This is a genomic window from Tessaracoccus yangjingae (assembly GCF_054483935.1).
Genome location: NZ_CM137014.1, coordinates 1,667,932 through 1,693,041 on the forward strand (window position 1 = coordinate 1,667,932; position 25,110 = coordinate 1,693,041).

General features: G+C 72.0%; 22 protein-coding genes. 17 read left to right on the forward strand and 5 right to left on the reverse strand.

Annotated elements, in window-relative coordinates:
• Positions 1 to 17 precede the first annotated feature (17 nt).
• Genes ACX1D3_RS07210 through ACX1D3_RS07225 form a run of 4 tightly spaced genes read left to right on the forward strand, consistent with a single transcriptional unit; the run spans position 18 to position 2,912 of the window.
• Positions 18 to 932: an HpcH/HpaI aldolase/citrate lyase family protein gene (locus ACX1D3_RS07210; protein WP_458996302.1), complete on the forward strand. Its 915-nt coding sequence runs from the start codon at positions 18 to 20 to the stop codon at positions 930 to 932.
• A complete protein-coding gene (locus tag ACX1D3_RS07215) occupies positions 929 to 1,423 on the forward strand; it encodes a YflT domain-containing protein (RefSeq protein WP_458996303.1) in 495 nt (164 codons plus the stop codon). The genes ACX1D3_RS07210 and ACX1D3_RS07215 overlap by 4 nt, the downstream gene beginning before the upstream one ends.
• A complete protein-coding gene (locus ACX1D3_RS07220) occupies positions 1,420 to 2,040 on the forward strand; it encodes an SAM-dependent methyltransferase (RefSeq protein ID WP_458996304.1) in 621 nt (206 codons plus the stop codon). The genes ACX1D3_RS07215 and ACX1D3_RS07220 overlap by 4 nt, the downstream gene beginning before the upstream one ends.
• A 47-nt stretch (positions 2,041 to 2,087) precedes the next feature.
• Complete coding sequence (locus ACX1D3_RS07225) at positions 2,088 to 2,912, forward strand: alpha/beta fold hydrolase (RefSeq protein WP_458996305.1); 825 nt, start codon at positions 2,088 to 2,090, stop codon at positions 2,910 to 2,912.
• A gap of 3 nt (positions 2,913 to 2,915) precedes the next feature.
• On the opposite strand, the gene ACX1D3_RS07230 is transcribed toward ACX1D3_RS07225, so the two are convergent.
• Together ACX1D3_RS07230 and coaA are read right to left on the reverse strand one after the other, a co-directional pair.
• On the reverse strand, positions 2,916 to 4,355 hold the full coding sequence (locus ACX1D3_RS07230; protein WP_458996306.1) for an aminopeptidase P family protein: 1,440 nt from the start codon (positions 4,353 to 4,355) through the stop codon (positions 2,916 to 2,918).
• 23 nt (positions 4,356 to 4,378) lie between these two features.
• The gene (gene coaA / locus ACX1D3_RS07235) at positions 4,379 to 5,353 is read right to left on the reverse strand and encodes a type I pantothenate kinase (protein ID WP_458996497.1); all 975 of its coding nucleotides are present in this window, start codon (positions 5,351 to 5,353) and stop codon (positions 4,379 to 4,381) included.
• 84 nt (positions 5,354 to 5,437) lie between these two features.
• On the opposite strand from coaA, the gene glmS reads away from it, so the two are divergent.
• The 3 genes from glmS to ACX1D3_RS07250 are packed head-to-tail and all read left to right on the forward strand — an operon-like array spanning position 5,438 to position 9,027.
• Positions 5,438 to 7,270, forward strand: coding sequence for a glutamine--fructose-6-phosphate transaminase (isomerizing) (glmS, locus tag ACX1D3_RS07240; RefSeq protein WP_458996307.1), 1,833 nt, complete (start codon positions 5,438 to 5,440; stop codon positions 7,268 to 7,270).
• 24 nt (positions 7,271 to 7,294) lie between these two features.
• Complete coding sequence (locus ACX1D3_RS07245; RefSeq protein ID WP_458996308.1) at positions 7,295 to 7,645, forward strand: holo-ACP synthase; 351 nt, start codon at positions 7,295 to 7,297, stop codon at positions 7,643 to 7,645.
• Positions 7,642 to 9,027: an NAD(P)H-hydrate epimerase gene (locus ACX1D3_RS07250; RefSeq protein ID WP_458996309.1), complete on the forward strand. Its 1,386-nt coding sequence runs from the start codon at positions 7,642 to 7,644 to the stop codon at positions 9,025 to 9,027. The genes ACX1D3_RS07245 and ACX1D3_RS07250 overlap by 4 nt, the downstream gene beginning before the upstream one ends.
• Here ACX1D3_RS07250 and ACX1D3_RS07255 read toward each other — a convergent pair.
• Both ACX1D3_RS07255 and ACX1D3_RS07260 read right to left on the reverse strand, forming a co-directional pair.
• On the reverse strand, positions 9,024 to 9,599 hold the full coding sequence (locus ACX1D3_RS07255) for a GNAT family N-acetyltransferase (protein ID WP_458996310.1): 576 nt from the start codon (positions 9,597 to 9,599) through the stop codon (positions 9,024 to 9,026). The genes ACX1D3_RS07250 and ACX1D3_RS07255 overlap by 4 nt on opposite strands.
• The gene (locus ACX1D3_RS07260) at positions 9,596 to 10,795 is read right to left on the reverse strand and encodes a Dyp-type peroxidase (RefSeq protein ID WP_458996311.1); all 1,200 of its coding nucleotides are present in this window, start codon (positions 10,793 to 10,795) and stop codon (positions 9,596 to 9,598) included. The genes ACX1D3_RS07255 and ACX1D3_RS07260 overlap by 4 nt, the downstream gene beginning before the upstream one ends.
• 74 nt (positions 10,796 to 10,869) lie before the next feature.
• On the opposite strand from ACX1D3_RS07260, the gene ACX1D3_RS07265 reads away from it, so the two are divergent.
• Together ACX1D3_RS07265 and ACX1D3_RS07270 are read left to right on the forward strand one after the other, a co-directional pair.
• A complete protein-coding gene (locus tag ACX1D3_RS07265; protein WP_458996312.1) occupies positions 10,870 to 11,370 on the forward strand; it encodes a copper chaperone PCu(A)C in 501 nt (166 codons plus the stop codon).
• Between the two features lie 32 nt (positions 11,371 to 11,402).
• A complete protein-coding gene (locus ACX1D3_RS07270; RefSeq protein WP_458996313.1) occupies positions 11,403 to 13,826 on the forward strand; it encodes a glycoside hydrolase family 31 protein in 2,424 nt (807 codons plus the stop codon).
• 6 nt (positions 13,827 to 13,832) lie between these two features.
• Here ACX1D3_RS07270 and ACX1D3_RS07275 read toward each other — a convergent pair whose 3' ends face one another.
• On the reverse strand, positions 13,833 to 14,966 hold the full coding sequence (locus ACX1D3_RS07275; RefSeq protein WP_458996314.1) for a glycosyltransferase family 4 protein: 1,134 nt from the start codon (positions 14,964 to 14,966) through the stop codon (positions 13,833 to 13,835).
• 252 nt (positions 14,967 to 15,218) lie between these two features.
• Here ACX1D3_RS07275 and ACX1D3_RS07280 point away from each other — a divergent pair, with 252 nt between their 5' ends.
• The 8 genes from ACX1D3_RS07280 (at position 15,219) to ACX1D3_RS07315 (ending at position 25,108) form a co-directional block, all read left to right on the forward strand.
• Positions 15,219 to 17,300, forward strand: coding sequence for a DEAD/DEAH box helicase (locus ACX1D3_RS07280; protein WP_458996315.1), 2,082 nt, complete (start codon positions 15,219 to 15,221; stop codon positions 17,298 to 17,300).
• Positions 17,301 to 17,320: 20 nt separating this feature from the next.
• Positions 17,321 to 18,241 carry a tRNA (adenosine(37)-N6)-threonylcarbamoyltransferase complex ATPase subunit type 1 TsaE gene (tsaE, locus tag ACX1D3_RS07285; protein WP_458996316.1) on the forward strand — a complete coding sequence of 307 codons (921 nt, stop codon included), beginning with the start codon at positions 17,321 to 17,323 and terminating at the stop codon, positions 18,239 to 18,241.
• Complete coding sequence (gene tsaB, locus ACX1D3_RS07290) at positions 18,238 to 18,885, forward strand: tRNA (adenosine(37)-N6)-threonylcarbamoyltransferase complex dimerization subunit type 1 TsaB (RefSeq protein ID WP_458996317.1); 648 nt, start codon at positions 18,238 to 18,240, stop codon at positions 18,883 to 18,885. Before tsaE ends, tsaB begins: the two co-directional genes overlap by 4 nt.
• Complete coding sequence (locus ACX1D3_RS07295; RefSeq protein WP_458996318.1) at positions 18,882 to 19,367, forward strand: GNAT family N-acetyltransferase; 486 nt, start codon at positions 18,882 to 18,884, stop codon at positions 19,365 to 19,367. The genes tsaB and ACX1D3_RS07295 overlap by 4 nt, the downstream gene beginning before the upstream one ends.
• Entirely contained in the window at positions 19,360 to 20,403 is a 1,044-nt protein-coding gene (tsaD, locus tag ACX1D3_RS07300; RefSeq protein ID WP_458996319.1) for a tRNA (adenosine(37)-N6)-threonylcarbamoyltransferase complex transferase subunit TsaD, read from the forward strand. The genes ACX1D3_RS07295 and tsaD overlap by 8 nt, the downstream gene beginning before the upstream one ends.
• 145 nt (positions 20,404 to 20,548) lie before the next feature.
• Positions 20,549 to 22,408, forward strand: a complete 1,860-nt coding sequence (locus tag ACX1D3_RS07305; RefSeq protein ID WP_458996320.1) for an ABC transporter substrate-binding protein — start codon at positions 20,549 to 20,551, stop codon at positions 22,406 to 22,408.
• A 169-nt stretch (positions 22,409 to 22,577) separates the two neighbouring features.
• Complete coding sequence (locus ACX1D3_RS07310; RefSeq protein ID WP_458996321.1) at positions 22,578 to 24,098, forward strand: ABC transporter permease; 1,521 nt, start codon at positions 22,578 to 22,580, stop codon at positions 24,096 to 24,098.
• A gap of 17 nt (positions 24,099 to 24,115) precedes the next feature.
• Positions 24,116 to 25,108 (forward strand): ABC transporter permease, encoded by a 993-nt coding sequence (locus ACX1D3_RS07315; protein ID WP_458996322.1) that lies wholly within the window; start codon positions 24,116 to 24,118, stop codon positions 25,106 to 25,108.
• Positions 25,109 to 25,110: the final 2 nt, after the last annotated feature.

Here is a 25,110-nt window from a genome sequence, read left to right on the forward strand (position 1 = left end):
CCGCAAGGGACCCGACGATGACCCAACGCCCCGCCCGCGCCCGCCGCACCGTCCTGTCCGTCCCGGGATCGAGCGACCGCTTCCTCACCCGCTCCGTCGACCTTGACGTGGACCAGGTGCTCCTCGACCTTGAGGACGGCGTGGCGGTGACGGCGAAGGACGGGGCGAGGGCCGCCGTCGTCGAGGCCCTGCGCGCCCGGCGGTGGCGGGCGCCGACGGTGTCTGTGCGGGTCAACGGCTGGGCGACCCCCTGGACCCATCGAGACGTGATCGACGTGGTGGCGGGGGCGGGCGCCCAGCTCCACAGCCTGGTCCTGCCCAAGGTCGCCTCGGCCGGCCATGTGGAGGCCCTGGACCTGCTGCTGACCCAGCTCGAGCGCCTCCACGGCCTGCCCGTGGGCCGGATCGCCATCGAGGCGCTCATCGAGGACGCCGCGGCGCTCACCCGCGTCGAGGACATCGCCGCCGCCAGCCGGAGGCTCGAGGCGCTGCACGTGGGCCCGGGGGACCTGATGGCCTCGCTCGGCCTGCCGAGCCTGCAGGTGGGCGCGTTGGGCGACGGCTACCCGGGGGACCCGCTCCACCACGCCTACGCGCGGATCCTCGTCGCCTCCCGGGCCAGGGGGCTGCAGGCGGTCGACGGCCCGTACACGGCGGTGCGCGACGAGGCGGGGTTCCGGGAGTCGGCGCGTCGCTCGGCCGCCCTCGGCTACGACGGGAAGTGGGTCCTGCACCCGGACCAGATCGAGGCGGGGACGGAGGTGTTCACGCCGTCGGCGGAGGCCGTCGCGCGCGCCGAGGCCATGGTCGCGGCCGCCGCCGAGGGGGCCGAGCGCCGGGTGGGGGCCGTCATGCTCGGCGCGGAGATGGTCGACGAGGCGGGCGTAAACTTGGCACGGGCCACCTTGGCCCGCGTACGGAGGACCACATGACGGAGCCGATGAGCAACAAGCTGATGCAGTTGAACTATCCCCAGCACATCGCGCAGTTCGGCACGTACGAGGAGGCGCAGGCCGCCGTCGACTTCCTGGCCGACGAGAAGTTCCCCGTGCAGAACCTGCTCATCGTGGGGACCAACCTCAAGCTGCTGGAGCGCGTCACCGGACGGCGGACGTGGGCCACGGTGCTCGGGGAGGGGGCCCTGTCGGGGCTCACCACGGGCCTGTTCGTGGGCGTGATGCTCATGCTGTTCGTCGGCAACGGCAACTTCGCCATGCTCTACGTGGGCCTGGCCATGGGCGTGGTGTTCGGGGTGCTGGCGCGCGCGCTGGCGCACACCCTGACCGGCGGTAAGCGGGACTTCAACTCGGCCCGGATCACCGTCGCCACCAGCTACGAGGTGCTCTCCGAGCACAAGGTGGCTCAGCAGGCCCGCGACATGCTGGCGGCCCGCCCGGGCGCCCGCGCGGCCCTGTTCGAGTGAGCGCTCCGGTCACCGCGGAGGACTGGGACCAGCTGTTCTCGCACCCCAACCACGTCTACGGCTACCGCCCCAACGAGTTCCTCAAGAGCCAGTCCCGCCTGCTGCGCCCCGCGTCGCGGATCCTCTGCCTGTGCGACGGTGAGGGCCGCAACGGCGTCTGGCTGGCCGAGCAGGGCCACGAGGTGGTCAGCCTCGACTTCTCGGCCGTGGCGCTCGAGAAGGGGCGCCGGCTGGCGGCCGAGCGGGGCGTGGCCGTCGAGACCTGGCAGGTGGACCTGGCCGACTGGGTACACCACCCCGATCCGGAGCGTCCCTGGGACGCCGTGGTGGTGATCTTCGCCCATCTGCCCTCGGCACTGCGCCGCGCCGTGGCCGCCACGGTGACCCGGCAGGCGGCGCCCGGCGCCGTCCTCCTCCTGGAGGCCTTCACCCCCGCCCAGCCCGGGCTGGGCAGCGGCGGGCCGACTGACCCGGACCTGCTCCTCACCCGCGCCGACGCCGCCCATGAGTGGGCCGGATGGCGCCCCGACGTCCGCCTGATCGAGCGGCGGCTCTTCGAGGGCATGGCGCACCAGGGCCTCGCCTCCGTTGTCCAGGTCCTCGGCCTGCGGGCCTGAGGCCTCCGGTAGGTTTACCAGCACCACCGCCGTCAAGGAGAACTCCGATGGATCTGAACTGGACCGCCTACAACCCCGGCACCCCCGCGGAGCGCGTGCTGCTCGTCGGGCCCAGCCTCGGCGGCAACGCCGCGCACCAGTGGACCGGCGTGGCCGCCCACCTGATCGACGACGCGCGCGTCGTCTTCGTGGACCTGCCCGGCACCGGCCTGGGGGCGGTCTGGGACGACGCGGACGAGCCCACGCTCGACGCCGTGGCGGCGGGCATCGCGAAGGTCGCGGCGGAGGTCCGCGAGGAGGAGGGTGCTGACGTGCCCGTGTACTTCGCGGGGCTCTCCATCTCCGGCGCCACGGCCCTGCATCTGGCCCGCGACTACGACAAGACGTTCTCCGGCGTCGTGGTGGTGGCCTCGGCGGCCACCGTCGGCGAGCCCGCCCGCTGGCTGGAGCGCGCGGAACAGGTGGAGGCCACCGGCACGCAGCAGCTCGTGGAGGAGACCACCAAGCGCTGGTTCACCCCGATGTTCCGGGCGCAGCAGCCCGCCGTCGTGGACGTCGTCATGGAGGGCCTGTCCGTGGCCGACGACCACTCCTACGCCCAGCTGTGCCGGGCGCTGGCCGCGCACGACGTGCGCGACGACCTGCCCTACATCACCACGCCCGTGGTCATGATCGCCGGCGAGCGCGACACCTCCACCCCGATCGCCAACGTGGAGCTGGTGGCCGAGACCGTCCAGCGGGGCGAGCTGCACGTGGTGCCCGAGGCGGCCCATCAGGTGACGGTGGCGCGCCCGGCGGACGTGGCCGACATCATCCGTGGGCTGCTGACCCGCGGGCAGACCTCGAAGGTGGTCTCGGAGTCCGCGGACTGACGCTCAGGCCCTGGCCTGCGCCAGCCACGCCTCCACGTCGTCGGCCGCGCGGGGCAGGGCCGCGGACAGGTTGACCGGGTCCCCGTCGGTGATGAGGATGTCGTCCTCGATGCGCACCCCGATGCCGCGGTACTCCTCGGGGACCAGCAGGTCCGTGGACTTGAAGTAGACGCCCGGCTCGACGGTGATCACCATGCCGGCGCGCAGCGTTCCCTGCCGGTAGGTCTCGGCGCGGGCGTGGGCGCAGTCGTGGACGTCCAGGCCCAGGTGGTGGCTGGTGCCGTGCACCATCCAGCGCCGGTGCTGCCCGCCGGAGACCTCGATCGACTCCGCCGCGCTGACCGGGAGGATGCCCAGCTCCTCGAAGAAGCCGGCGAGCACCGTGATGGCCGCGCGGTGGACGTCGGCGAAGAGGGCCCCAGCGCGGCAGGCCTCGATGCCCGCGGTCTGGGCGGCGAGGACGGCGTCGTAGACCCGGCGCTGCGGGCCCGTGAAGCGGCCGTTGACCGGCAGCGTGCGCGTCACGTCCGCGGTGTAGAGGGTGTCCACCTCCACGCCGGCGTCCAGCAGGAGCAGGTCCCCGTCGCGCAGGTCCCCGTCGTTGCGGATCCAGTGCAGGGTGTTGGCGTGATCGCCGCCGGCGGAGATGGTGTCGTAGCCGACGGCGTTGCCGAGGTGCCGCGCGTGCAGCTCGAAGACGCCCTCCACCCAGCGCTCGCCGCGGCCGTTCTCGACGGCGCGGGGGAGCTCGCGGGCCACGGCCTCGAAGCCGACTGCGGTCGCGGCGCACGCGCGGCGGAGCTCGCCCACCTCGAAGTCGTCCTTCACGAATCGGGCCTCGGAGGTGGCCCGGGCCAGCTCCGCGTCCCGGGCGGGATCCTCGTCGGCTCGGGCACCGTCCACCAGCTCGGTGACCGACGGGTCTGCCTCGCGGATCACGGCCAGCGGCCGGGGGGCATGGTTGATGACGTCCTCCAGCTCGCGGATGTCGCGGCAAGGCAGGCCGGTGGCCGCCGACATCTCGTCGAGCGAGTCGCGCCGGCCCACCCACATCTCCCCGTAGCGCGCGTCGGCGTAGAACTCGCGGTCCGTGCGCGGGGCGCGGGGGCGGAAGAACAGGGTGGCGTCCTCCCCGTCGAGCACGAGGGCCGCGTCGGGCTCACGGTCCTCGCCCAGGGCCGTGTAGTACGCGAACGCGCTGTGCGGGCGGAACCGGTAGTCGGTGTCGTTGGCGCGGGCCTTGAGCGGGCCCGCCGGGATGACCAGGATGGCGTCCGGGAACTCCTGGGCCAGCCGGGCCCGTCGGTTCGCGGCGGGCCCGGCGGCGGGCAGCCGCTCGGGGAGCGCATCGGGGTAGGGGGCCCAGCCGCTCACGATGAAGGCCTTGAACTCCTCGGAGTAGGGGTCCCGGCGGCTCTCGTTGCTGTCTCGTCCCTTGGTCATGCGGCCCACTCTACGTGGGCGCCTCAGACCTTCCGGATCAGGATCGAGTCCACCGAGTGGGACTCGCCCTTGACGAGGATCGCGGTGGCCCGGTCCCGCGTGGGCGCGATGTTCTGGCGGAGGTTGGGGCCGTTGATCTCCTCCCAGACCTGCTCGCCGAAGCGCGTGGCGTCGGCCTCGGAGAGCTGCGAGTAGCGGCGGAAGTAGCTGCGCTCGTCGGTGAAGGCGGTCCGGCGCAGCGTCAGGAACCGCTCGATGAACCATTGGCGGATATGGTCCTCGTCCGCGTCGACGAACACCGAGAAGTCGAAGAAGTCGCTGACCGCCAGGCCGGGATGGCCGTCTGCCTCCACCCGCGCGGGCTGCAGCACGTTGAGGCCCTCGATGATCAGGATGTCCGGGCTCTCGACGACGATGTGCTCGTCGGCGTGGATGTCGTAGCTGAGGTGGCTGTACACCGGGGCCAGGACGCGGGGCGCGCCCGACTTCACGTCGACGACGAAGTCCAGCAGGGCGCGGCGGTTGTAGGACTCCGGGAAGCCCTTGCGGGTCAGCAGGCCGCGACGCTCAAGCTCCGCGTTGGGGTACAGGAAGCCGTCGGTGGTGATGAGGTCCACACGGGGGCTGCCGGGGGCGCGCCGCAGGAGCTCCTGCAGCAGCCGCGACACCGTCGACTTCCCGACGGCGACGGAGCCAGCGACGGCGATGACGAAGGGGGTGCGGGCCACGTCGAGGCCCAGGAACCCGTTGCTCTGGGCGTAGAGGCGGCCGGTGTTCTCCATGTACAGGTGGAGGAGCTGGGTGAGCGGCCGGTAGACCTCGGTGATGTCGTGCGAGGAGGTGGGGTCCCCGATGCCGCGCAGCCGGGTGAGGGTGGCCTCGTCGAGGTCGATCTGCGTGGCGTCCGCCAGGGCTGCCCAGGCGTGGCGCTCCAGCGCGACGTACGGTCCGGTCACCGTCACTCCTTCGTGGGGGTTGGTCGGCGGCAATCGTAACAGCGGCAGGGGGGTCGCCCGGCGCAGACCGGAGTGGCCGGAGTGCCGATGTCAAGAAGTGCTCATTCATCATGTACGGTTTCCGGCGTGTGTGGAATCGTTGGATATGTCGGAGAACGTGACGGAATCGATGTGGTGCTGAGCGGCCTGCGCCGGCTCGAGTACCGCGGATATGACTCGGCGGGCGTGGCCCTCCCCGATGCGGGTCACATCGAGTGGCGGAAGAAGGCGGGCAAGATCGTCAACCTCGAGGCCGCCATCGGGGAGCGCCCGCTCCCGGGCGGCACGGTGGCCATCGGCCACACCCGCTGGGCCACGCATGGCGCGCCCACGGACCAGAACTCGCACCCCCACGTGGCGGACCGGGTGGCCATCGTGCACAACGGCATCATCGAGAACCATCGCCAGCTGCGCGAGGAGCTCCCGGGCGTCGAGTTCTCCTCGGAGACCGACTCCGAGGTGGCCGCCCACCTCCTCCGGCGCGAGCTGGAGGCCGGTCGCGACATCCTCGACGCGATGCGCGCCGTCGTCGGGCGCCTCGAGGGTGCGTTCACGCTCGTCGCGGTCGACGCGCTGGACCCCGAGCGGATCGTCGCCGCCCGCCGCAACTCCCCGCTGGTGGTCGGCGTGGGGGAGGGCGAGTACTTCCTGGCCTCGGACGTGGCCGCCTTCATCGCCTACACCCGCGACGCCGTCGAGCTGGGGCAGGACCAGATCGTGGAGCTCACCCGCGACGGCGTGAGCGTGACCACCTTCGACGGCGGCCCGGCGGAGACGAAGGAGTTCCACGTCGACTGGGACCTCGAGGCCGCCCAGAAGCAGGGCTACGACTGGTACATGCGCAAGGAGATCTTCGAGCAGCCCCGCGCCGTCGCGGACACGCTGCTCGGCCGCCTCAACGAGCGCGGCGAGCTGGTGCTCGACGAGATCCGCATCTCCCCGGAGATCCTGCGCCGGATCAACAAGATCGTCATCGTGGCCTGCGGCACCGCCTTCTACGCGGGCCTGGTGGCCAAGTACGCCATCGAGCACTGGACCCGCATCCCGTGCGAGGTGGAGGTGGCCTCCGAGTTCCGCTACCGCGACCCGATCATCGATCCGATGACCCTGGTGGTGACCATCTCGCAGTCCGGTGAGACCGCGGACACGCTGATGGCCATCCGGCACGCCCGCGAGCAGGGCGCCAAGGTCATCGCCATCTGCAACACCAACGGCGCCACGATCCCGCGGGAGTCCGACGCGGTGATCTACACCCACGCCGGCCCGGAGATCGGCGTCGCCTCCACCAAGGGCTTCACCACCCAGCTGGTGGCCTGCTACCTGCTCGGGCTGTATCTCGCGCAGGTGCGCGGCATGAAGTACGGCGACGAGATCGCCGCGCTGCTCGCGGAGCTGGAGCGGATGCCGGACGCCATCCAGGGCATGCTGGACAACCAGCAGCAGGTCCTGGACCTGGCCCGGGAGTTCGTCAACGAGCCGTCGGTGCTGTTCCTCGGCCGCCACGTGGGCTACCCGGTGGCTCTGGAGGGTGCGCTGAAGCTCAAGGAGCTGGCCTACATCCACGCTGAGGGCTTCGCCGCGGGCGAGCTCAAGCACGGCCCCATCGCGCTCATCCGCGAGGGCCTGCCGGTGTTCGTCGTGGTGCCGCCCCGAGGGCGGGACCAGCTGCGCGACAAGGTGGTGTCCAACATCGCCGAGGTGCGCGCGCGGGGCGCGAAGACCATCGTCCTGGCGGAGGCCGACGACGAGGAGGCCCGCGCGGCCGCGGCCGTGTTCATCGAGCTGCCGAAGCTCTCCACGCTGCTCCAGCCCGTGGCCGCGATCATCCCGCTGCAGCTCTTCGCGTGCGAACTGGCCACCGTGCAGGGCCACGACGTGGACCAGCCGCGAAATCTCGCCAAGTCGGTCACCGTCGAATAGGGGTTCTGCTTCTAGAGTGGCGCCATGATCGTGGGCATCGGCACGGACCTCTGCGTCATCGAGCGGTTCCGGGAGATGCTGGCGCGCCGCCCCGGCCTCGACGAGCGGCTGCTCACCGAGGGGGAGCGGCGGCTCTCCATCGAGTCCCAGGCGGCCCGCTTCGCCGCCAAGGAGGCGTTCGCGAAGGCCCTCGGGTCGCCCGGCGGGATGCGGTGGCTGGACTGCGAGGTGGTGAAGAACGACGACGGTGACCCGGCGTTCCGCAACACCGGCTCGGTGGCGGCCCGCGTGGAGGCCCTCGGGATCCGCCACATCCACCTGTCGATCAGCCACGACGGCGGCTTCGCCACCGCGATGGTGGTGTGCGAGGCATGAGGACCGTCATCACCGCGGCCGAGATGCGCGGGGCCGAGCGGCTGGTCTTCGACGCTGAGCCCGGCGTCGACCTGATGGGCCGCGCGGCCGCGGAGGTGGCGCGCGTGGCCGGTGCCGTCGCGGAGGAGGGCCCCGTGCTGGTGGTCGCGGGGCCGGGCAACAACGGCGGCGACGGCCTCCACGCCGCCGCGCTCCTGGCCGGATACCGCCAGGTCGCGGTGTGGGTGGCGCTGGGCGCCGCGCACGAGGGCGGCCTCGAGGCCGCGCTGGCCGCCGGCTGCCGCCAGGTCGGGGCGGTCGAGGCCGTGGACGCCCTCGCCGAGAGCGTCCTCGTGATCGACGCCGTCACAGGCCTGGGCTCGAGGCCGGGCCTGCCGGAGTCCGTGGCCACGCTCGCCGCGGCCTGCGAGGACCTGGCGGTGCCGGTGCTGTCGGTGGATCTCCCCAGCGGCCTCGACGCGGACTCCGGCGCCCTCCACCCCAGCTTCAGGGCCGCCCACACAGTGACGTTCGCCACCGTGAAGCCGTGCCATGTGATGGAGCCGGCGGCGTCGCGCTGCGGGAGGGTCCACGTCGTCGACATCGGCGTGGAGGCGCCCACCGGCCAGCTGAGACAGGCCGAGGAGGCGGACATCGCGCGCTGGTGGCCTGCGCCCACCGCAGCCTCCGACAAGTATGCGCGCGGCGTGGTGATGATCGACACCGGCTCGGAGCAGTACCAGGGGGCGGCGATCCTCGGGGTGTCGGGCGCCCTGCACGCCGGCGCCGGCATGGTGCGCTACACCGGGCGCGTCGCGTCCGGACTGATCCTCTCGCGGTTCCCCAGCGTCGTGATCGGCGAGGGCCGGGCCCAGGCCATGGTCGTGGGCTCGGGGTGGGGCGACGGCGAGGGCACGGAGGGCCGCGTGGCGAACGCGGGCCTGCACGCCGTGCCCACCGTCGTGGACGCCGACGCGCTCTACTCGCTTCCCGCGGGCCGGCTGGAGAACTGGCTGCTCACCCCGCATGCCGGCGAGCTGGCGCGGATCCTCGGGTGCACCAGGTCGCACGTGGAGGCGGAGCCGCTGGTGTGCGTGCGGGAGGTGTCGCGGCAGACGGGTGCCGCCGTGCTGCTCAAGGGTGCCACGCAGTACGTGGCCGAGCCGTCGGGGCGCGTGACGATCGCCGTCCCCGGGCCGTCGTGGACGGCGCAGGCAGGCTCGGGCGACGTGCTCGCGGGCATCTGCGGTGCGCTCCTGGCCGCGGGGCTGCCCGCGTGGCGCTCTGGCGTCGTCGGGGCGAGCATCCAGGCGATGGCCGCGGCCCGATGGCCGGGCCCGCGCACCCCGGACGAGCTGGCGGCGCGGCTGCCGGACCTCGTGGCGGACCTTCTGGTCTCCTAGGGCGCGGGCCGCCACATCCCCACGGCGGGCATGTGCCTGCCGGAGAAGCGGCCCAGGTCGACGAAGCCGAGGCGCCGGTAGAGCGCGGCGGCCCGGTCGGTCGCGGCCTCGAGGTACACCGGTGCGTCGATGGCGGCCAGCCGGTGCTCGAGGAGCGCCCGCCCCACGCCCCTGCCCTGCGCCGCCGCGGACACGCCGAGGTAGCCGAGGAACCAGTGGGGGACCGGGGGCCGGTGGCGCGCGAGCGCCCGGTCGATCCGCGCTGCGGCGGGCCAGTGGGGGCCCAGCGCACGGATCATCCCAAGGGCATGCCGCGCAGTCTCCGCAACCGACGGCGTGGGGCGGCCTGGCGGCTCCCACAGGCCGGCGCCGAGCACGCGGTCTCCGTCCAGGGCCACCTCGACCAGCCAGCCGTGGGTGACGGCCTCGCCCATGTACGCCCGCACCCGCATGGCGCGCTCGCCGGCCGGGATGAAGGCGAAGGACGGGTCGTCGGCGAAGGCGTCGGCGAGCGCCGAGGCCGCCGCCGGGAGCTCCGAGGGCGCGGCGGCGCGCACCAGGATGCCGGTCACTCGAGGAGCCCCTTCGCCAGGTAGGAATCCGGGCCGAAGCCGGGCGGCACGACGAAGACGGCCGACCCGATCGCGGTGGTCCACTCGTTGAGGGCGTCGCCCTGGTCAAGCCTGCGCTGCACGGGGATGAACTGCTCGGCGATGTTGGCCTGGAAGGCCGTGAAGATCAGCCCCGAGGTGGGGCGGGGTTGGCCGTCGATCCACTCGTCGTGGGTGTAGTTGAGCCCGCGGCGCAGCATGGTGCGGCCGGAGTTCTGCGCCGGGTGGGACACGCGGACGTGGGCGTCCTGCGCGATGACCGGGGCGCCGTCGGCGACGGCCTCGAAGTCCGGGGGGTCGTGCTCGGCCTCGCCGGTCAGGGGGGCGCCCGTGTCGAGGCGACGGCCCACCGACTTCTCCTGGCGGTCCCGGGTGGCCTCGTCCCACGTGTCGAGGTTCATCTCGATGCGCCTGACCACGAGCTGGGTGCCCCCGGCGAGCCATCCGTCGGCTGAGAAGACGGCGGCCTCCACGGCCTCGGCCGTGGGGTTTCCGGTGCCGTCCACCTGTCCGAAGAGGTTCCGCCCCGTCACGGCGGCTCCGGAGGCGTCGACCGGACGCCAGGAGCCCGGCTGCGCCCAGCGCCGCGAGGCGAAGGGCGCCGCGTCGGTGGTGAGGCGACGCAGGGCGTGCGCGACGGTGGTGGCGTCGTCCGCGGAGACCCAGGCGAGGAGGTCGCCCCCTGACCAGCGGGTGGCCAGCTTGTCGTGGTCCATGGGCGGGATCTCCTGGAACCCGGCCGGGCGCCTCGCCGCCAGGCCGTCGAGGTCGAAGACCCGGGGCCCGAGGCCCACCAGGATGGTGAGCGAGACCCCGGCCTGGGCCAGGTCCGGCGCGGAGTCGCCCGCGGCCGGCCTGCCGGCCATGAGCGCCGCGATGTCCGAGCTCCACACGCGCATGAGCCGCGCCAGGGCCGCGCGGTCCGTGCCGGGCAGCAGGTCGAAGGCGACGAGCTCGCCGACCGCCGGCTTGGGGGTGAGGATGCCGGCCTGCACGTCCCCGTGGGCCGGATAGGTCTGCCCCGACACCGCCGCGGTGGTGGGCTGCGGTCCCGCCCCGCCCCAGGCGCGGCCCGCGATCACGCCCGCCGCCCCGCCGAGGGTCGCGGCGCCGGCGTAGCCGAAGACGCCGCGGCGGCTCACCTGGGGGCTGGACATGCTGGGATTCTACCCATGACGGAGACCCCCGGAGGGTACCCCCAGGGGTATCTCGATTCGGCTATGCTGCAAGGGTGAAGTCGAAGCTAGCCGCCCCCGTCATCGCCGTCGCCGCCCTGGCCGCCTGCTCGCCCGCGCAGAGCGCCACACCCGGAGTCATCGCCGCCGACCCGTGGGTCCGCGCCACCGTCGGCACCGAGATGCCGGAGATGACCGCCCTCTTCGTCAACCTCACCAACCCGTCGGAGGAGGACCGGATGCTGGTGGCCGCGGACTGCGGCGACGTTGCGGGGAAGGTCGAGCTGCACGAGATGGTGGAGGCCGACGGCCAGATGGTGATGCAGGAGGCGGAGGGCGGCCTTCCGGTGCCCGCCGGCGAGCACGCCCACCTCGCGCCCGGCGGGCCCCACGTCATGCTCATGGGGCTGACAAGGGAGTTGGCCGCCGGCGCCGAGGAGATCGCCTGCACGCTAGAGTTCGACGACGGACAGTCCATCGAACTGGTCGCCCCGGTGAAGGAGTTCACCGAGGAGCAGGACACCTACCACACCCACGCGCCGAGCACCGACGGCTGACCCGTCGGGTGCGCCGCGGAGAGGACGCACCCATGTTCGCCATGTCGGACGGCCGGCCAGCACCGGCGCACCCTGATGCGGTCGTCGCCGGCGCGACGTACCGGATCACGGTCCTCAGCAGCCGGCTGTTGCGGCTCGAGTGGCACCCTGAGGGAGTCGTCGTCGACCAGCGGACGCAGACCGTGGCCGACCGCTCCTTCGACGTGCCCGGCTTCACCGTCGACGACGTGGGCGGCTCGCTGGAGGTGCGCACGGACCACCTCCGGCTCCGCTACGACCGGGGCCCGTTCAGCGCCTCGGGGCTCAGCGTCACCCTGACCCGCGGGGCGTCGGACCCCCACTACGCCACCTGGCGCTTCGGCGAGACCTATCCCCAGAGCCTCCCCGGCCGCGGCAACCTGCTGGGCACCGCACGCACGCTCGACGAGGTGGACGGCGCCTGCCCGCTGGACCCCGGGATCCTCGCCACCTACGGCTTCGCCGTGCTCGACGACTCCTCGACGGTGCTGCTCTCCGACGACGGGTGGGTGGCCCCTCGGCGCCCCGGCGGCCGCGACCTCTACCTCTTCGCGCACGGCCTGGACTACCGGGCCGCCCTGGCCGACTACCACCGGCTCACCGGTCCCGTCCCGCTGGTGCCGCGCTTCGTCCTGGGCAACTGGTGGAGCCGCTACTGGCCCTACCGGGCCGACGAGTACCTGGGGGTCATGGACCGCTTCCGCGCCGAGCGGATCCCGCTGTCGGTGGCCGTGATCGACATGGACTGGCACGTCACGGACGTCGACCCGGAACTCGGCACCGGATGGACCGGCTACACGTGGAACCGCGACCTCTTCCCGGACCCGTCCGCCTTCCTGGCCGCCCTGCACGACCGTGGGCTCGCGGTCACACTCAACGTGCACCCGGCCGACGGGGTCCGCAGGCACGAGGAGGCCTACCCGGCCGTCGCGCGAGCCATGGGGATCGACCCGGACTCCGGCGCCGCCGTCGAGTTCGACGTCACGTCGCGGGAGTTCGTGGACGCCTACCTCACCCATCTGCACCACCCGCTCGAGGACCAGGGGGTGGACTTCTGGTGGATCGACTGGCAGTCGGGCGGGGCCACGGCCGTGGCGGGCCTCGACCCGCTGTGGATGCTCAACCACATCCACTACCACGACTCGGCGCGTGCCGGCCGGCGTCCGCTGACCTTCTCCCGCTACTCCGGCCCCGGCAGCCACCGCTACCCGGTGGGCTTCTCGGGCGACACCATCACCACGTGGGAGTCGCTGGACTTCCAGCCGTACTTCACCGCGACGGCCGCCAACATCGGCTACCCCTGGTGGAGCCACGACATCGGCGGGCACATGTTGGGCAGCCGCGACGTCGAGATGGCCGTGCGCTGGTTCCAGCTGGGTGTCTTCTCCCCGGTGAACCGGCTGCACTCGTCGTCGAGCCCCTTCGCGTCCAAGGAGCCCTGGGGCTACGGCCCGGCGGCCGAGCGGATCATGGCGGCCTTCCTGAGGCTCCGGCACCGGCTCGTGCCCTACCTGTACACGGCCGCGTGGGCCGCGCACACCGACCAGGTGGCCCTGGTGAGGCCGATGTACCACGACCATCCCGCCGAGGTCGCCGCCTATCACGTCCCGAACCAGGCGATGCTCGGCGAGCACCTGCTGGTGGCCCCGATCACCACGGCCGAGGACTCCGCCGCGCACCTCTCGTCGGTCCGCGCCTGGCTCCCCGAGGGCTCCTGGATCGACATGTTCACCGGCCACCGCCACGACGGCGGACGGGCCGTGACACTGCACCGGGGTCTCGGCGGCTATCCGGTGCTGGCCCGCGCCGGGGCGGTGGTCCCTCTGGCGTCCGATGTGATGGCGGACGTCTCGGCTGCGCCGGCGTCGCTGGAACTGCGGGTGCTCCCGGGGTCCGCGGTGTCGCACCTCGTCGAGGACGACGGCAGCGCCGACCCCGGGCCGCAGCAGCGGCGGGCGGTGCGCATCGAGCAGTTGTTGGACGTGCATCCGGACGACACCGCCACGCTGACCGTCACGCTGCGGCCGGAGCGCGGCGTCGTCGACCTCAGGGCCGTCAACCTGGACCTCGTCGGTGTCGCCTGGGCCGACGGCGTGGAGGCGTGGGTGGCCGGCCGGCAGCGGCACCTCGGGGCCCCGGTGCCGATGACCGACGAGCTGCTCGCACCGGCGCTCCGCGTGGCGCTGGGGGAGGTGGACCTGGGCGCGGAGATCGTGGTGCGTCTCGTGGGCGCCCGGACCACGCCCCGCGACCTGCAGGGTGAGGCCTTCGCCCTCATCGACGCGGCGGAGATCGGGTTCTCGGTCAAGGAGGCCGCCTGGCGGGCGGTGACGGGCCTGGGCGGGCTGGGGCTGGTGCAGGAGCTGGCAGGCATAGACATCCCCACGGCCCTGAGGGACGCGCTGGTGGAGGTGGCCGCCGCGCGCGAGGTGTGGTGAGCGTCCTCAGATGAGCTGGTGGCTGCGCACCGACTTGGCGATGGCCTTGCGGTAATGGCCCACCAGCTCGGTGCAGACCCGCTCCCAGCTCCGGTCGAGGGTGGAGAGACGGGCCGCCCGGCCGAACGCGGCGCGCTTGGCGTCGTCGCCGATGAGGTCCACCACGTGACCCCGCATCCCGGCCAGGTCCCCCGGGCGGTAGAGCCATCCGGTGCGCGACTGGTCGATGAGGTCGATGGGACCGCCGCGACGGGGCGCGATCACCGGCAGCCCCGAGGCCTTGGCCTCCTGGATGGACTGGCAGAAGGTCTCCAGCTCTCCAGGGTGCACGAAGAGGTCCAGGCTGGCCAGCGCGGTGGGGAGGGCATCGCCGGTCAGTTCGCCGAGGAACACGGCCCGGGGCAGCGCGGCCTGGAGCTGCCCGCGCAGCGGCCCGTCGCCGATGATCACCAGGCGGGTGTGTGGCAGGTCAGCCACGGCCGCCAGGTCCTCCACCCGCTTCTCGGTGGCGAGCCTGCCCATGTAGCCGATCAGCCGCTCACCGTTCGGCGCGTGGACGGACCGGAACGCGGCGCTGCGCCTGCCGGGGCTGAACCGCTCCGAGTCCACGCCGCGGCCCCACACCCCGACCCGCGGCACGCCCTGCCCGATCAGCTGGTCGCGCGCGAACGTGGACGGCGCCAGGTTGAGCGAGGCCAGCGAGTGGACCTGGCGCACGTGGTGCCACAGCAGCGGCTCGAACTGCGGGAACCCGTACCGGGCGGCGTAGGTGGGCACCTCGGTCTGGTAGACGCCCACCATGGGGATGCCCAGCCTCGCCGCGACGGTGGCCGCCTTGTAGCCCACCACGAACGGTGCCGCCAGGTGGACGACGTCAGGGGCGAAACCGGTGAGGATGCGGCCGATGGTGAAGGACGGCGTGGTCACCACGCGCACCACGTCGTAGCCGGGAAGGCCGACGCTGGCCACCGTCTCGACGGGGAAGCCCAGGTACTGCGACGGCGTGCCCTCGCCCGCGTGAGGGGCGATGACCATGGCCTCATGGCCAGTGGCGCGCAGGTGTTCGAGGACCCGCAGCACGGAGTTCGTGACCCCGTTCACGCTCGGGAGGAAGGACTCCGCGACGATGGCTACCCGCACACCACAATCCTACGGAGGCACGTGTCCGGGGCCCCTCGTCGAGGAGAACCCCCGGTGAACGCGGGATGACGGTTCGGGGGCGTCGATCACCGCCGATTCGGTGATCCGGGGCGGAGAGCGTAGACTCAATGGGCCCGGTAAGGCGATCAACGCCAGCGTGTGACAGATGAGCGGGCAAATCGAGGGGCCCCGTCCGTGGGCCCAAGCGGCCCGACTTTCAGGGCCCATACCCCCGCAGAGGATTCCTCCATCATGAATGCACCACGCCAGAAACAACGCTGGACCGCCGAGCAGCGCACCGCGAAGGGCCTCAAGGCCCAGCGCCGGGCAGGCAAGAACGACGCCCCCGCCGCCGGCGCCCCCCTCAACCGCAAGCAGCGCCGCGCCCTCGAGTTCGGTGACCGCCCCTACGTGCCCAAGCCCGAGCAGGAGGGCGCCGAGCGCCGCGACGAGCGTCCCGCCCGCGACGACCGACCCGCCCGCGACGACCGTCCGGCGCGCGACGAGCGCTCCTACCGCGACGACCGTCCCGCCCGCGACGACCGCCCGCGCGGAAACGACCGCTACGGCGATCGCCCTCGCAGCAACGACCGTTACGGTGACCGGTCCCGCGACGATCGCCCGCGCGGCAACGACCGTTACGGCGACCGGTCCCGCGACGACCGCCCCCGCGGCAACGACCGCTACGGCGACCGGACCCGCGACGACCGCCCCCGCGGCAACGACCGGTACCGCGACGACCGCCCCGCCTGGGGCGACCGCGACAGCCGCCCCGCCCGCGACGACCGCCGGCAGGGCGACCGCCCCGCCTGGGGTGACCGCGACGACCGGCGCGGCGAGCGCTCCGGCGGCCACCGTCGCAGCTCCATGCCGCCCCACATCGACGTCCGCCGCAACCACGAGCCCCGCGGCCACGAGGACCGCCGGGGACACGACCGCCGCGACACCCGCGCCCCGCGCGAGGACAACTTCGACGCGCCCGAGGCGGACCAGATGAGCTGGACCGCCACCACCGCCGAGGGCGTGGAGGGCGAGGTCGCCTCGGGCTTCTTCGAGCTCGGCGTCGCCGAGCCCATGGTCCGCGTGCTCGCGGGCCAGGGCATCACCGCCCCGTTCCCGATCCAGGCGGCCACCATCGCCGACGCCATCGCGGGTCGTGACGTGCTGGGCCGCGGCCGCACCGGCTCCGGCAAGACGCTGGCGTTCGGCCTGGCGATGCTCACCCGCCTCGCCGAGGGCACCCCCGTCGGCTCGCCGCGCGCCATGATCCTGACCCCCACCCGCGAGTTGGCGCTGCAGATCGCGGATGTGCTCGCCCCACTCGCGGCGGCCCTGAAGCTGGACCTCACGCTCATCGCGGGCGGCATGGCCTACGGCCCGCAGATCCGCGCCTTCGAGCGCGGCGTCGACGTCGTGGTGGCAACCCCCGGCCGGCTCATCGACCTGCTGGAGCAGGGCGCCGCAGACCTGAGCCAGGTGCAGATCTCCGTCCTCGACGAGGCCGACCACATGGCGGATCTCGGCTTCACCAAGGACGTCCGCACCCTCCTGGACGCCACCCCCGAAGGCGGGCAGCGGCTGCTGTTCTCCGCCACCCTGGACGAGGCCGTCGACTCCATCGTGCGGACCTACCTGCACGACGCCGTCACCCATGAGGTGGACTCGGGCCAGGCGTCGGTCACGACGATGGTGCACCGTCCGCTGATCGTGCGCCCCCACCACAAGAACCAGATCACCGCCGAGATCGCCAACCGCGAGGGCCGCACCGTGCTGTTCGCGCGCACCCAGATGGGCACGGACCGCATCGCGGGCCAGCTCCGCGAGGCGGGCGTGATGGCGGGGTCGCTGCACGGCGGCCTCACCCAGGGCGCCCGGGCGCGGATCCTCGCGGCGTTCCGCGAGGGCACAGTCCCCGTGTTGGTCGCCACCGACGTGGCGGCCCGCGGCATCCACGTCGACGACGTGACCCTGGTGCTGCAGGTGGACCCGCCGCGTGACTCCAAGGACTACCTCCACCGCGCCGGCCGCACCGCGCGCGCCGGGCAGGAGGGCGTCGTGGCCACCGTGGTCCTTCCGCATCAGCAGAAGATGGCCCAGCGCCTCCTCGGCCAGGCGGGCGTCAAGGCCTCCCCGCTCGAGGTCTACCCCGGCTCGGACGAGCTGCGCGAGGCCACCGGCGCCCGGCCCACCTCCGGCGTCGAGATCTCGGAGGCGGACTACCAGGCGCTCATCGCCCCCAAGCAGCAGCAGCGACGCCGTCCCGAGGGCGGCGGCCGCGGCCGTCGCTACGACGGCGGCCGCGGGCAGCGCGGGGGCCGCAGGGACCGTTGGTGAGGGCGTAGGATTTCGCGCCTATGGACACCTCCGCCCTGACCATCCGCATCGCGGATCCGGCAGACGCCGCCGGCCTGCTGCACGTCATCCACCAGGCGTTCGCGGCGCGTCCGGCGGTGGATCCACCGGCTGAGGCGCTGACCGACCAGGTGGCAGACATCGAGCGGGCCCTCACCGACGGCTTCGGCGTGGTGGTGGAGCGCGAGGGTCACATCATCGCTGGCCTGCTGGTCGACATCGTCGACGGCACGGCCACGCTGCGCCGCGTGTCGGTGCTGCCGTCCGCCAGCGGCCAGGGCGTCGCCCGGTCGCTGGTGGAGGGGGCCCTGACCGTGGCGGCGGACCTGGGCGCGAGGCGCGCGTCCCTGTTCGCCCGTGAGGAGTTCCCGCAGCTGGTGGACTGGTGGCGGGACCACGGGTTCGACGTCATCGCGCCCGAGCCGCACGGCTTCCGGATGGGCCGCGACCTGCCCGTGGTGGTGGACGTGCCCACCGCCGAGGACATGACCCGCCTGGGCCGTCGGCTCGCGGGCGTCCTCCGCAAGGGCGACGTCATCGTCGCCACGGGCGACCTCGGCGCCGGCAAGACCACGCTCACGCAGGGCATCGGCGCGGGCCTCGACGTGGAGGGGCCCATCATCTCGCCCACGTTCGTCATCTCCCGCGTCCACCCGCCCCGGGGCGAGGGCCCTGGGCTGGTCCACGTCGACGCCTACCGCCTGGGCGATCCGTCCGAGCTGGCCGACATCGATCTCGACGCTTCCCTGCCCGAGTCGGTCACCCTCGTCGAATGGGGCCACGGCCTGGCCGAGTGGCTGGCCGACGACCGCCTGGAGATCGACATCGTGCGCGGCGTGCAGTCCGACGAGCGCACCGTCTACCTCACCGGATTCGGCCCCCGCTGGGCCGGCGCCCTCGACGTCCTCAGGGAGAACCCATGACCTGGACCCTCGCCATCGACACCAGCCACGTCGTCGCGGTGGGCCTCGCCCTCGACGGGGAGCCGCACACCCGGGTCGTGGTCGACGACACCCGAGCGCATGCCGAGGCCCTGATGCCCTCGGTGCTGGAGGCCTGTTCGACGGCCGGCATCTCGCTGCGGGACCTCGACGAGATCGTCGTCGGGATGGGTCCGGGCCCGTTCACCGGGCTGCGGGTCGGCGTCGCCACCGCGTGGACCCTCGCACACGCCGCCGGCCTTGAGCCCCATGGTGTCTGCTCGCTCGACGTGGTCGCCCGGCAATGGGCCGAGGCCGGCGCCCCTGCAGAGTTCGTGGTCGCGGCGGACGCCCGCCGCAAGGAGCTGTACTGGGCCACCTACGCCGCCGACGGCCTTCGGACCTCGGACCCGCAGGTGACCGCGCCGCAGCAGGTGCCGGCGCTGCCGGTGGCAGGGGCGGTCCCCGGGCCCTACCGCGACCTGCTCGATGTGCGAGGCCCCGACGCGCTCGATCCGGCGCTGCTCGCCGCCCGCTGGCGCGCGCTGCGGCCCGCCGGCGCGGAGCCCTTCTACCTGCGCCCGGCCGACGCGACGGTGCCGGGCAAGCCGAAGTCGGCGCTGCCCCGGCTGCGGGCCGCGCGATGATCGTCGAGACGGCCGAGGTGGAGGACCTGCCCGACATCCTCGCGCTCGAGGCGCACTTCGACACCCCGTGGTCTGAGCACTCCTGGCACCAGGAGGTGACGGGGGACGGCAGGCTCGTCCTCATCGCCAGGCGCCAGGGCGGCGAGACGGTGGGGGTGGCCGCCTTCCAACTCGTCGACGACGTGGCGGACCTGCACCGGATCGTGGTGGCGCCCCAACAGCGCCGGCTGGGTTTCGCCCGGGTGATGCTCATGGCCGGCCTGCAGTGGGCCATCGGGCACGGCGCCCGCCGGATGTTGTTGGAGGTGGACGCAGGCAACGCCCCGGCCATCCAGCTCTATCAGGGCTACGGGTTCGTGGCGGTGGCCACGCGCCCGGACTACTACGGGCCCGGGGCCGATGCGCTGATCCTGGAACGCCGGCTGGAGGGCGTCGACGCGGATTCCGTCGGCATGTGGGACATGGAGGACAACGATGAGTGAGCCCCTGGTGCTCGGCCTGGAGTCGTCGTGCGACGAGACGGGGGTGGGGATCGTCCGCGGCCGCACCCTGCTCGCCAACGAGGTGGCCAGCTCGGTGGACCTGCACGTGCGCTTCGGCGGAGTGGTGCCCGAGGTGGCCAGCCGCGCCCACCTGTCGGCCCTCATCCCCACGCTGGAGAGGGCGGCCGCCAAGGCCGACGTCGACCTCGCCGACCTGGACGCCGTGGCGGTGACCGCCGGCCCCGGGCTGATGGGCGCCCTCGTCGTGGGGCTGGCCTCCGCCAAGGCGCTCGCGGCCTACCTGAACAAGCCTCTGTACGGCGTGAACCACCTGGTGGGCCACGTCGCGGTGGACCTGCTCGATCACGGCCCCCTGCCGATGCCGTCGCTGGCGCTGCTGGTCTCCGGCGGGCACACCCAGCTGCTCCACGTCGAGGACATCGCCACCCGCATCACTGAGGTGGGCTCCACGATCGACGACGCGGCCGGCGAGGCCTACGACAAGGTGGCGCGCGTCCTGGGCCTGCCCTACCCGGGCGGCCCGGTGATCGACAAGGCGGCGCAGGACGGCGACCCCACCGCCATCCGGTTCCCGCGCGGCCTCACCGCGCGCCACGACATGGAGCAGCACCGCTTCGACTTCTCGTTCTCCGGGCTCAAGACCGCCGTCGCGCGGTGGGTGGAGCAGCGCCGTCTCGACGGGGGAGAGGTGCCGGTCAACGATGTCGCGGCGAGCTTCCAGGAGGCCGTCTGCGACGTGCTGACCGCCAAGACCGTCGACGCGGCCCGGCACCTCGGCGTCAACTCCATCCTCATCGGCGGGGGTGTCGCGGCCAACTCGCGGCTGCGGACGCTCCTGGAGGAGCGCGCCGCGGAGGCCGGAATCGAGCTGCGCAGGCCCAGGCCGGCGCTCTGCACGGACAACGGCGCCATGATCGCGGCCGTCGGCAGCGAGGTGATCATGGCCGGGGTGCGACCCTCGGGGATGGGCATCTCCGCCCACTCGGGGCTCCCGGTGAGCACGATCGTCGTCTGATTTCGGTGCGCAATCACACAATTTGGTAACGATTGGGTGTCAAAGCCGGTGTGGCCCTAGCCGATTTGAACGTGCCTTCGGTAGGTTCCTGGAATCACTCGGCCCGTTCGGGCCTCTTCCGTCGTTCGACGACTTAGGAGAAGGAATGAAGTTCCAGGGAACCAAGGTGTCCCTCGGCCTGGTCTTGAGCGGAGCACTCCTGCTCGGCGCCTGCACCAGCCCAGAACCCACCGAACCTGAAGACACCGCGTCCGGTGCCGCCTCGGCCACCGCGTCCGCCAGCAGCAGCGAGGGTGCGGGCGGCGACGCCGCGTCCGGCTGCCTGCAGGACGTCGGCATCACCGAGACCGCCGACGGCGAGGTCCGCTACACCGCCGGCCCCGGCGACTGGAGCGGCTACAACACCATCACCAACGCCACGTACTCCACGTACAACTCGGTGATCGCCGCCCACATGTTCTCGAGCTTCGTGTACTTCGGTACCGACGGCACGATCTGCGACAACACGGACTTCGGCACCTACGAGGTGACCTCCGAGGACCCGCTGACCGTCAAGTACACGATCAACGAGGACGCGGCCTGGTCCGACGGCACGCCGGTCACCATCAACGACTACCTGATGGAGTGGGCGGCCCAGAACCCCGAGTTCATCGCCCCCGGCTTCGCCAGCGGCGAGAACCCGGACGCGTCCGCCGTCTTCGACCACGTGTCGACGTCGTTCGCGCAGTACGTCCTCGAGGGCCCCGAGGGTGAGGTGGACTCCAAGGAGTTCTCCATCACCTACACCAACCCCAACCCGGACTACCGCATCATCGTGACCTCGGCCCTGCCCGAGCACGTCATCGCGGCCCAGAGCGGACTCGAGCCCGGCGCCCTGGCGCAGGCCGTCCTCGACCGCGACGCCGAGACCGTGAAGTCCGCCGCCACGTTCTGGAACGAGGGCTGGATCTTCAACCCTGGTGAGCTGCCCGATGCGGCGATCACCCCCTCCTCCGGCCCGTACGTCCTCAAGGAGGGCAGCTGGCAGGCCGGCAACTCGCTGACCCTGACCGCCAACGAGTCCTACTGGGGCACCCCGGCCGGTACGCGTGACCTCGTCTTCCGGTTCATCGACGACGCACAGCAGGTCCAGGCGCTTGGCAACAAGGACGTCCAGGTCATCCAGCCGCAGGCCACGGTCGACACCGTCGGCCAGCTCGAGGCCCTCGGCTCCGCCGTGACCATCGAGAGCGGCTCGTCGCTGACGTGGGAGCACCTCGACTTCAACTTCCGCGAGAACAACGTCTTCGGCAACCCGGACACCGGCCTGCAGATGCGCACCGCGTTCGCCCACTGCGTGCCCAGGCAGCAGATCGTCGACACGCTGATCGCCCCGATCTCGCCCGACACCGTCCTGATGAACGCCCGCGAGGTGTTCCCGTTCCAGGACACCTATGACGAGATCGTCGGCGCCGCCTACGACGGTCGCTTCGACGTGGTCGACATCGACGCGGCCAAGGCCGCCCTGGCGGAGGCCGGCGTCACCACGCCCGTCGACGTCCGCATCGGCTACCGCGCCGGCAACCAGCGTCGCGCCGAGACCGTCGCCGCGATCCAGGCCTCCTGCAAGGACGCCGGGTTCAACGTGATCGACGCCAGCGCCGAGGACTTCTTCGACAACGCGCTCGTCAACGGCGACTACGAGGTGGCCCTGTTCGCGTGGGCCGGCTCCGGCCAGATCACCTCCGGTGAGAACATCTACGCCACCAACAAGGGGCAGAACTACGGCGAGTTCTCCAGCGCCGTCGTCGACGCCGCCTGGGCCGAGCTCGTCGCCACCCTCGACGAGAGCGTCCACCTCGAGCAGACCAAGATCATCGAGAAGGAACTGTGGGATCAGCTGTTCGGCATCCCGCTGTACGCCCACCCGCTGGTCGTCGCCTACGACTCCACCCTGAGCAACGTGCGCGGCACCGCCACGCAGGACCAGGTGTCGTGGAACGCTCCGCAGTGGGTCGCCAAGTGACCTGCGGCTGACACCACCGCACGATAGTCGCTGACGGAATCGGGGCAGGGGGCCAAGGTCACCTGCCCCGATTCACGTGCATACACACTTTCATCCACTTCTATCTCTGCCGTAGTATGCGGCGGATGGGCGCCGCCGCCGGCGCCCGAACCATGTCAGAGGACCGATCTTGCTCAAGTTCATTGCGAAACGCCTGGGGATCTCGCTCGCGATCCTCCTGTTGGGGTCACTGCTGCTGTACGTGCTCGTCATCAACTCCGGTGATCCCCTCCAGGACCTGCGCGAGTCGAACGACCCCAACCGGGAGAACCGGATCAAGCAGCGGATCGAGAACATGGGCCTCAACATGCCCTGGTACGAGCGGTACTGGGACTGGGTCACGGGCGCATCGAAGTGCCTGATCGGGCAGTGCGATCTCGGCACCGCGATCAACGGGCAGTCGGTCAACGCGCTGGTCGCCACCGCGGCCGGCTCGACGCTGCGGCTGGTGGTCCTGGCATCGCTGCTGGCCATCGCGGCGGGCGTCATCCTCGGCATCGTGACCGCCATCCGCCAGTACAGCGGATTCGACTACGGCGTCACCCTGTTCGCCTTCATCGCGTTCTCGCTGCCGGTGTTCTGGCTCGGCGTTCTGCTCAAGCACTACGCGGCCATCGAGTTCAACAACTGGATCGTCGACGCCGACCTGAGCTGGCCGGTGATCATCGGCGTGGCGGTGGTGCTGGCGTTCATCATCCAGGCCGCCATGGGCGGCGACCTCAAGCGCCGGCTGATCACCTTCGGCGCGGTCGCGGCGGGCATCGCGGCCATCCTCATCTACTTCGACGCCGTGACCTGGTTCCGGCGCCCCGCCATCGGCATCCCGGTCTACGTGCTCGCCGTCCTCGGCGCGGCCGCGCTGGTGATCGTGCTGACCTCCGGGTTCCAGAACCACCGGGTGCGCAACGCCGTCGGCGCCACCGCGGGCGTCGCGCTGGTGGGCTACATCGCGGTGCGCGGCTACCTGATGACCAACGGCTCGATCCCGGTGCTGCTGCTGTGCTTCGTCGCGGCCATCGCCGCCGGTGTCGCGGCGGGGCAGCTACTCGGTGGCTTCTCACGCCGGCAGGCCACCTTCGCGTCCGTCATCACGGCGCTGCTGGCCTCGCTGCTGGCGATCAGTGACCTCCTGCTGAGCAACTGGGCCCAGTACCTCACGGAGCAGCCGAGGCCGATCCCCACCATCGGCTCGATGACGCCGAACTACGAGTCAACCTTCTGGATGCACTCCATCGACGCCCTCACGCACCTGGTGCTGCCGACCATCACGCTCATGCTGATCTCGATCGCCTCCTACACGCGCTACACGCGCGCCTCGATGCTGGACGTGCTCAACCAGGACTACATCCGCACGGCGCGCTCCAAGGGCATCTCTGAGCGCAAGGTGATCACGCGCCACGCGCTGCGCAACTCGCTGATCCCGCTGGCCACGATCGTGGCCTTCGACTTCGCCGGCCTCATCGGCGGCGCCGTCATCACCGAGACCGTCTTCGGCTGGCAGGGCATGGGCAACCTGTTCCGGACCGGCCTCGCCGCCGTCGACCCCGCCCCGGTCATGGCCTTCTACCTGGTCACCGGCACGGCCGCGGTCACCATGAACATGCTGGCCGACATCGCCTACGCCATCCTCGACCCGCGGATCGCCCGCTAGGAAGTGAGGGTCACACCATGACTGACACGAACAACCCCGCCCAGCTCGACGAGGTCCACGAGACCGATTACGAGCTCGAGAGCATGCCGGACGAGACGAGCACGACGGACAAGTCCTACTCCCAGGGCCGCCTGGTGCTGCGCCGGTTCCTCCGGCACCGGGGCGCGATGGTCTCGCTCACGATCCTCATCCTCATCGCGCTGCTGGCCATCACCTCGATCGGTTTCGGTCCCATCCCCGGCTGGTGGAGCAAGAACCACGTCGACCTCTACCCGATCCAGGAGGTCGGTGGGGCGCCGACGCTGACGCTCTGGCCGTTCTCCATCGGGGAGCACCCGTTCGGGCAGAGCACCATCGGCAAGGACTACTTCGCGCTGGTGATGCTCGGCACGCAGAACTCGCTGACCATCGCCTTCACCGTGGGCATCGCCGCCACCGTCATCGGCACGCTCGTCGGTGCGGCCGCCGGGTACTTCCGGGGCCTGGCGGAGGCGTTCCTCATGCGCGTCACCGACCTGTTCATCATCATCCCGACGCTGGTGCTGGCGGCCGTCCTCGGCCGCATGGCCGGCAACGTCGGCGGCATCTTCGCGCTGGCGGGCATGCTGGCGCTGGTGTCGTGGACGGGTCTCGCCCGCCTGGTCCGCGGTGAGGTGCTGTCGCTGCGCGAGCGTGAGTTCGTGGCCGCGGCCCGTGCCGTCGGCACGTCCCCGTGGCGGATCATCGTGCGCCACATCCTGCCCAACGCGCTGGGCACCATCATCGTCAACGCCACCCTGCTCATCTCCGCGGCGATCCTGGTCGAGACGGCCCTGTCCTACCTGGGATTCGGCGTGCGGCCCCCGAACACGTCGCTCGGCCTGCTGATCTCGGAGAACCAGAACGCGTTGAGCACCCGGCCCTGGCTGTTTTGGTGGCCCGGCGTGTTCATCGTCGCGGTGGCGCTGTGCGTCAACTTCATCGGCGACGGCCTACGCGACGCGTTCGATCCCCGTCAGCAGATGGACTGAGG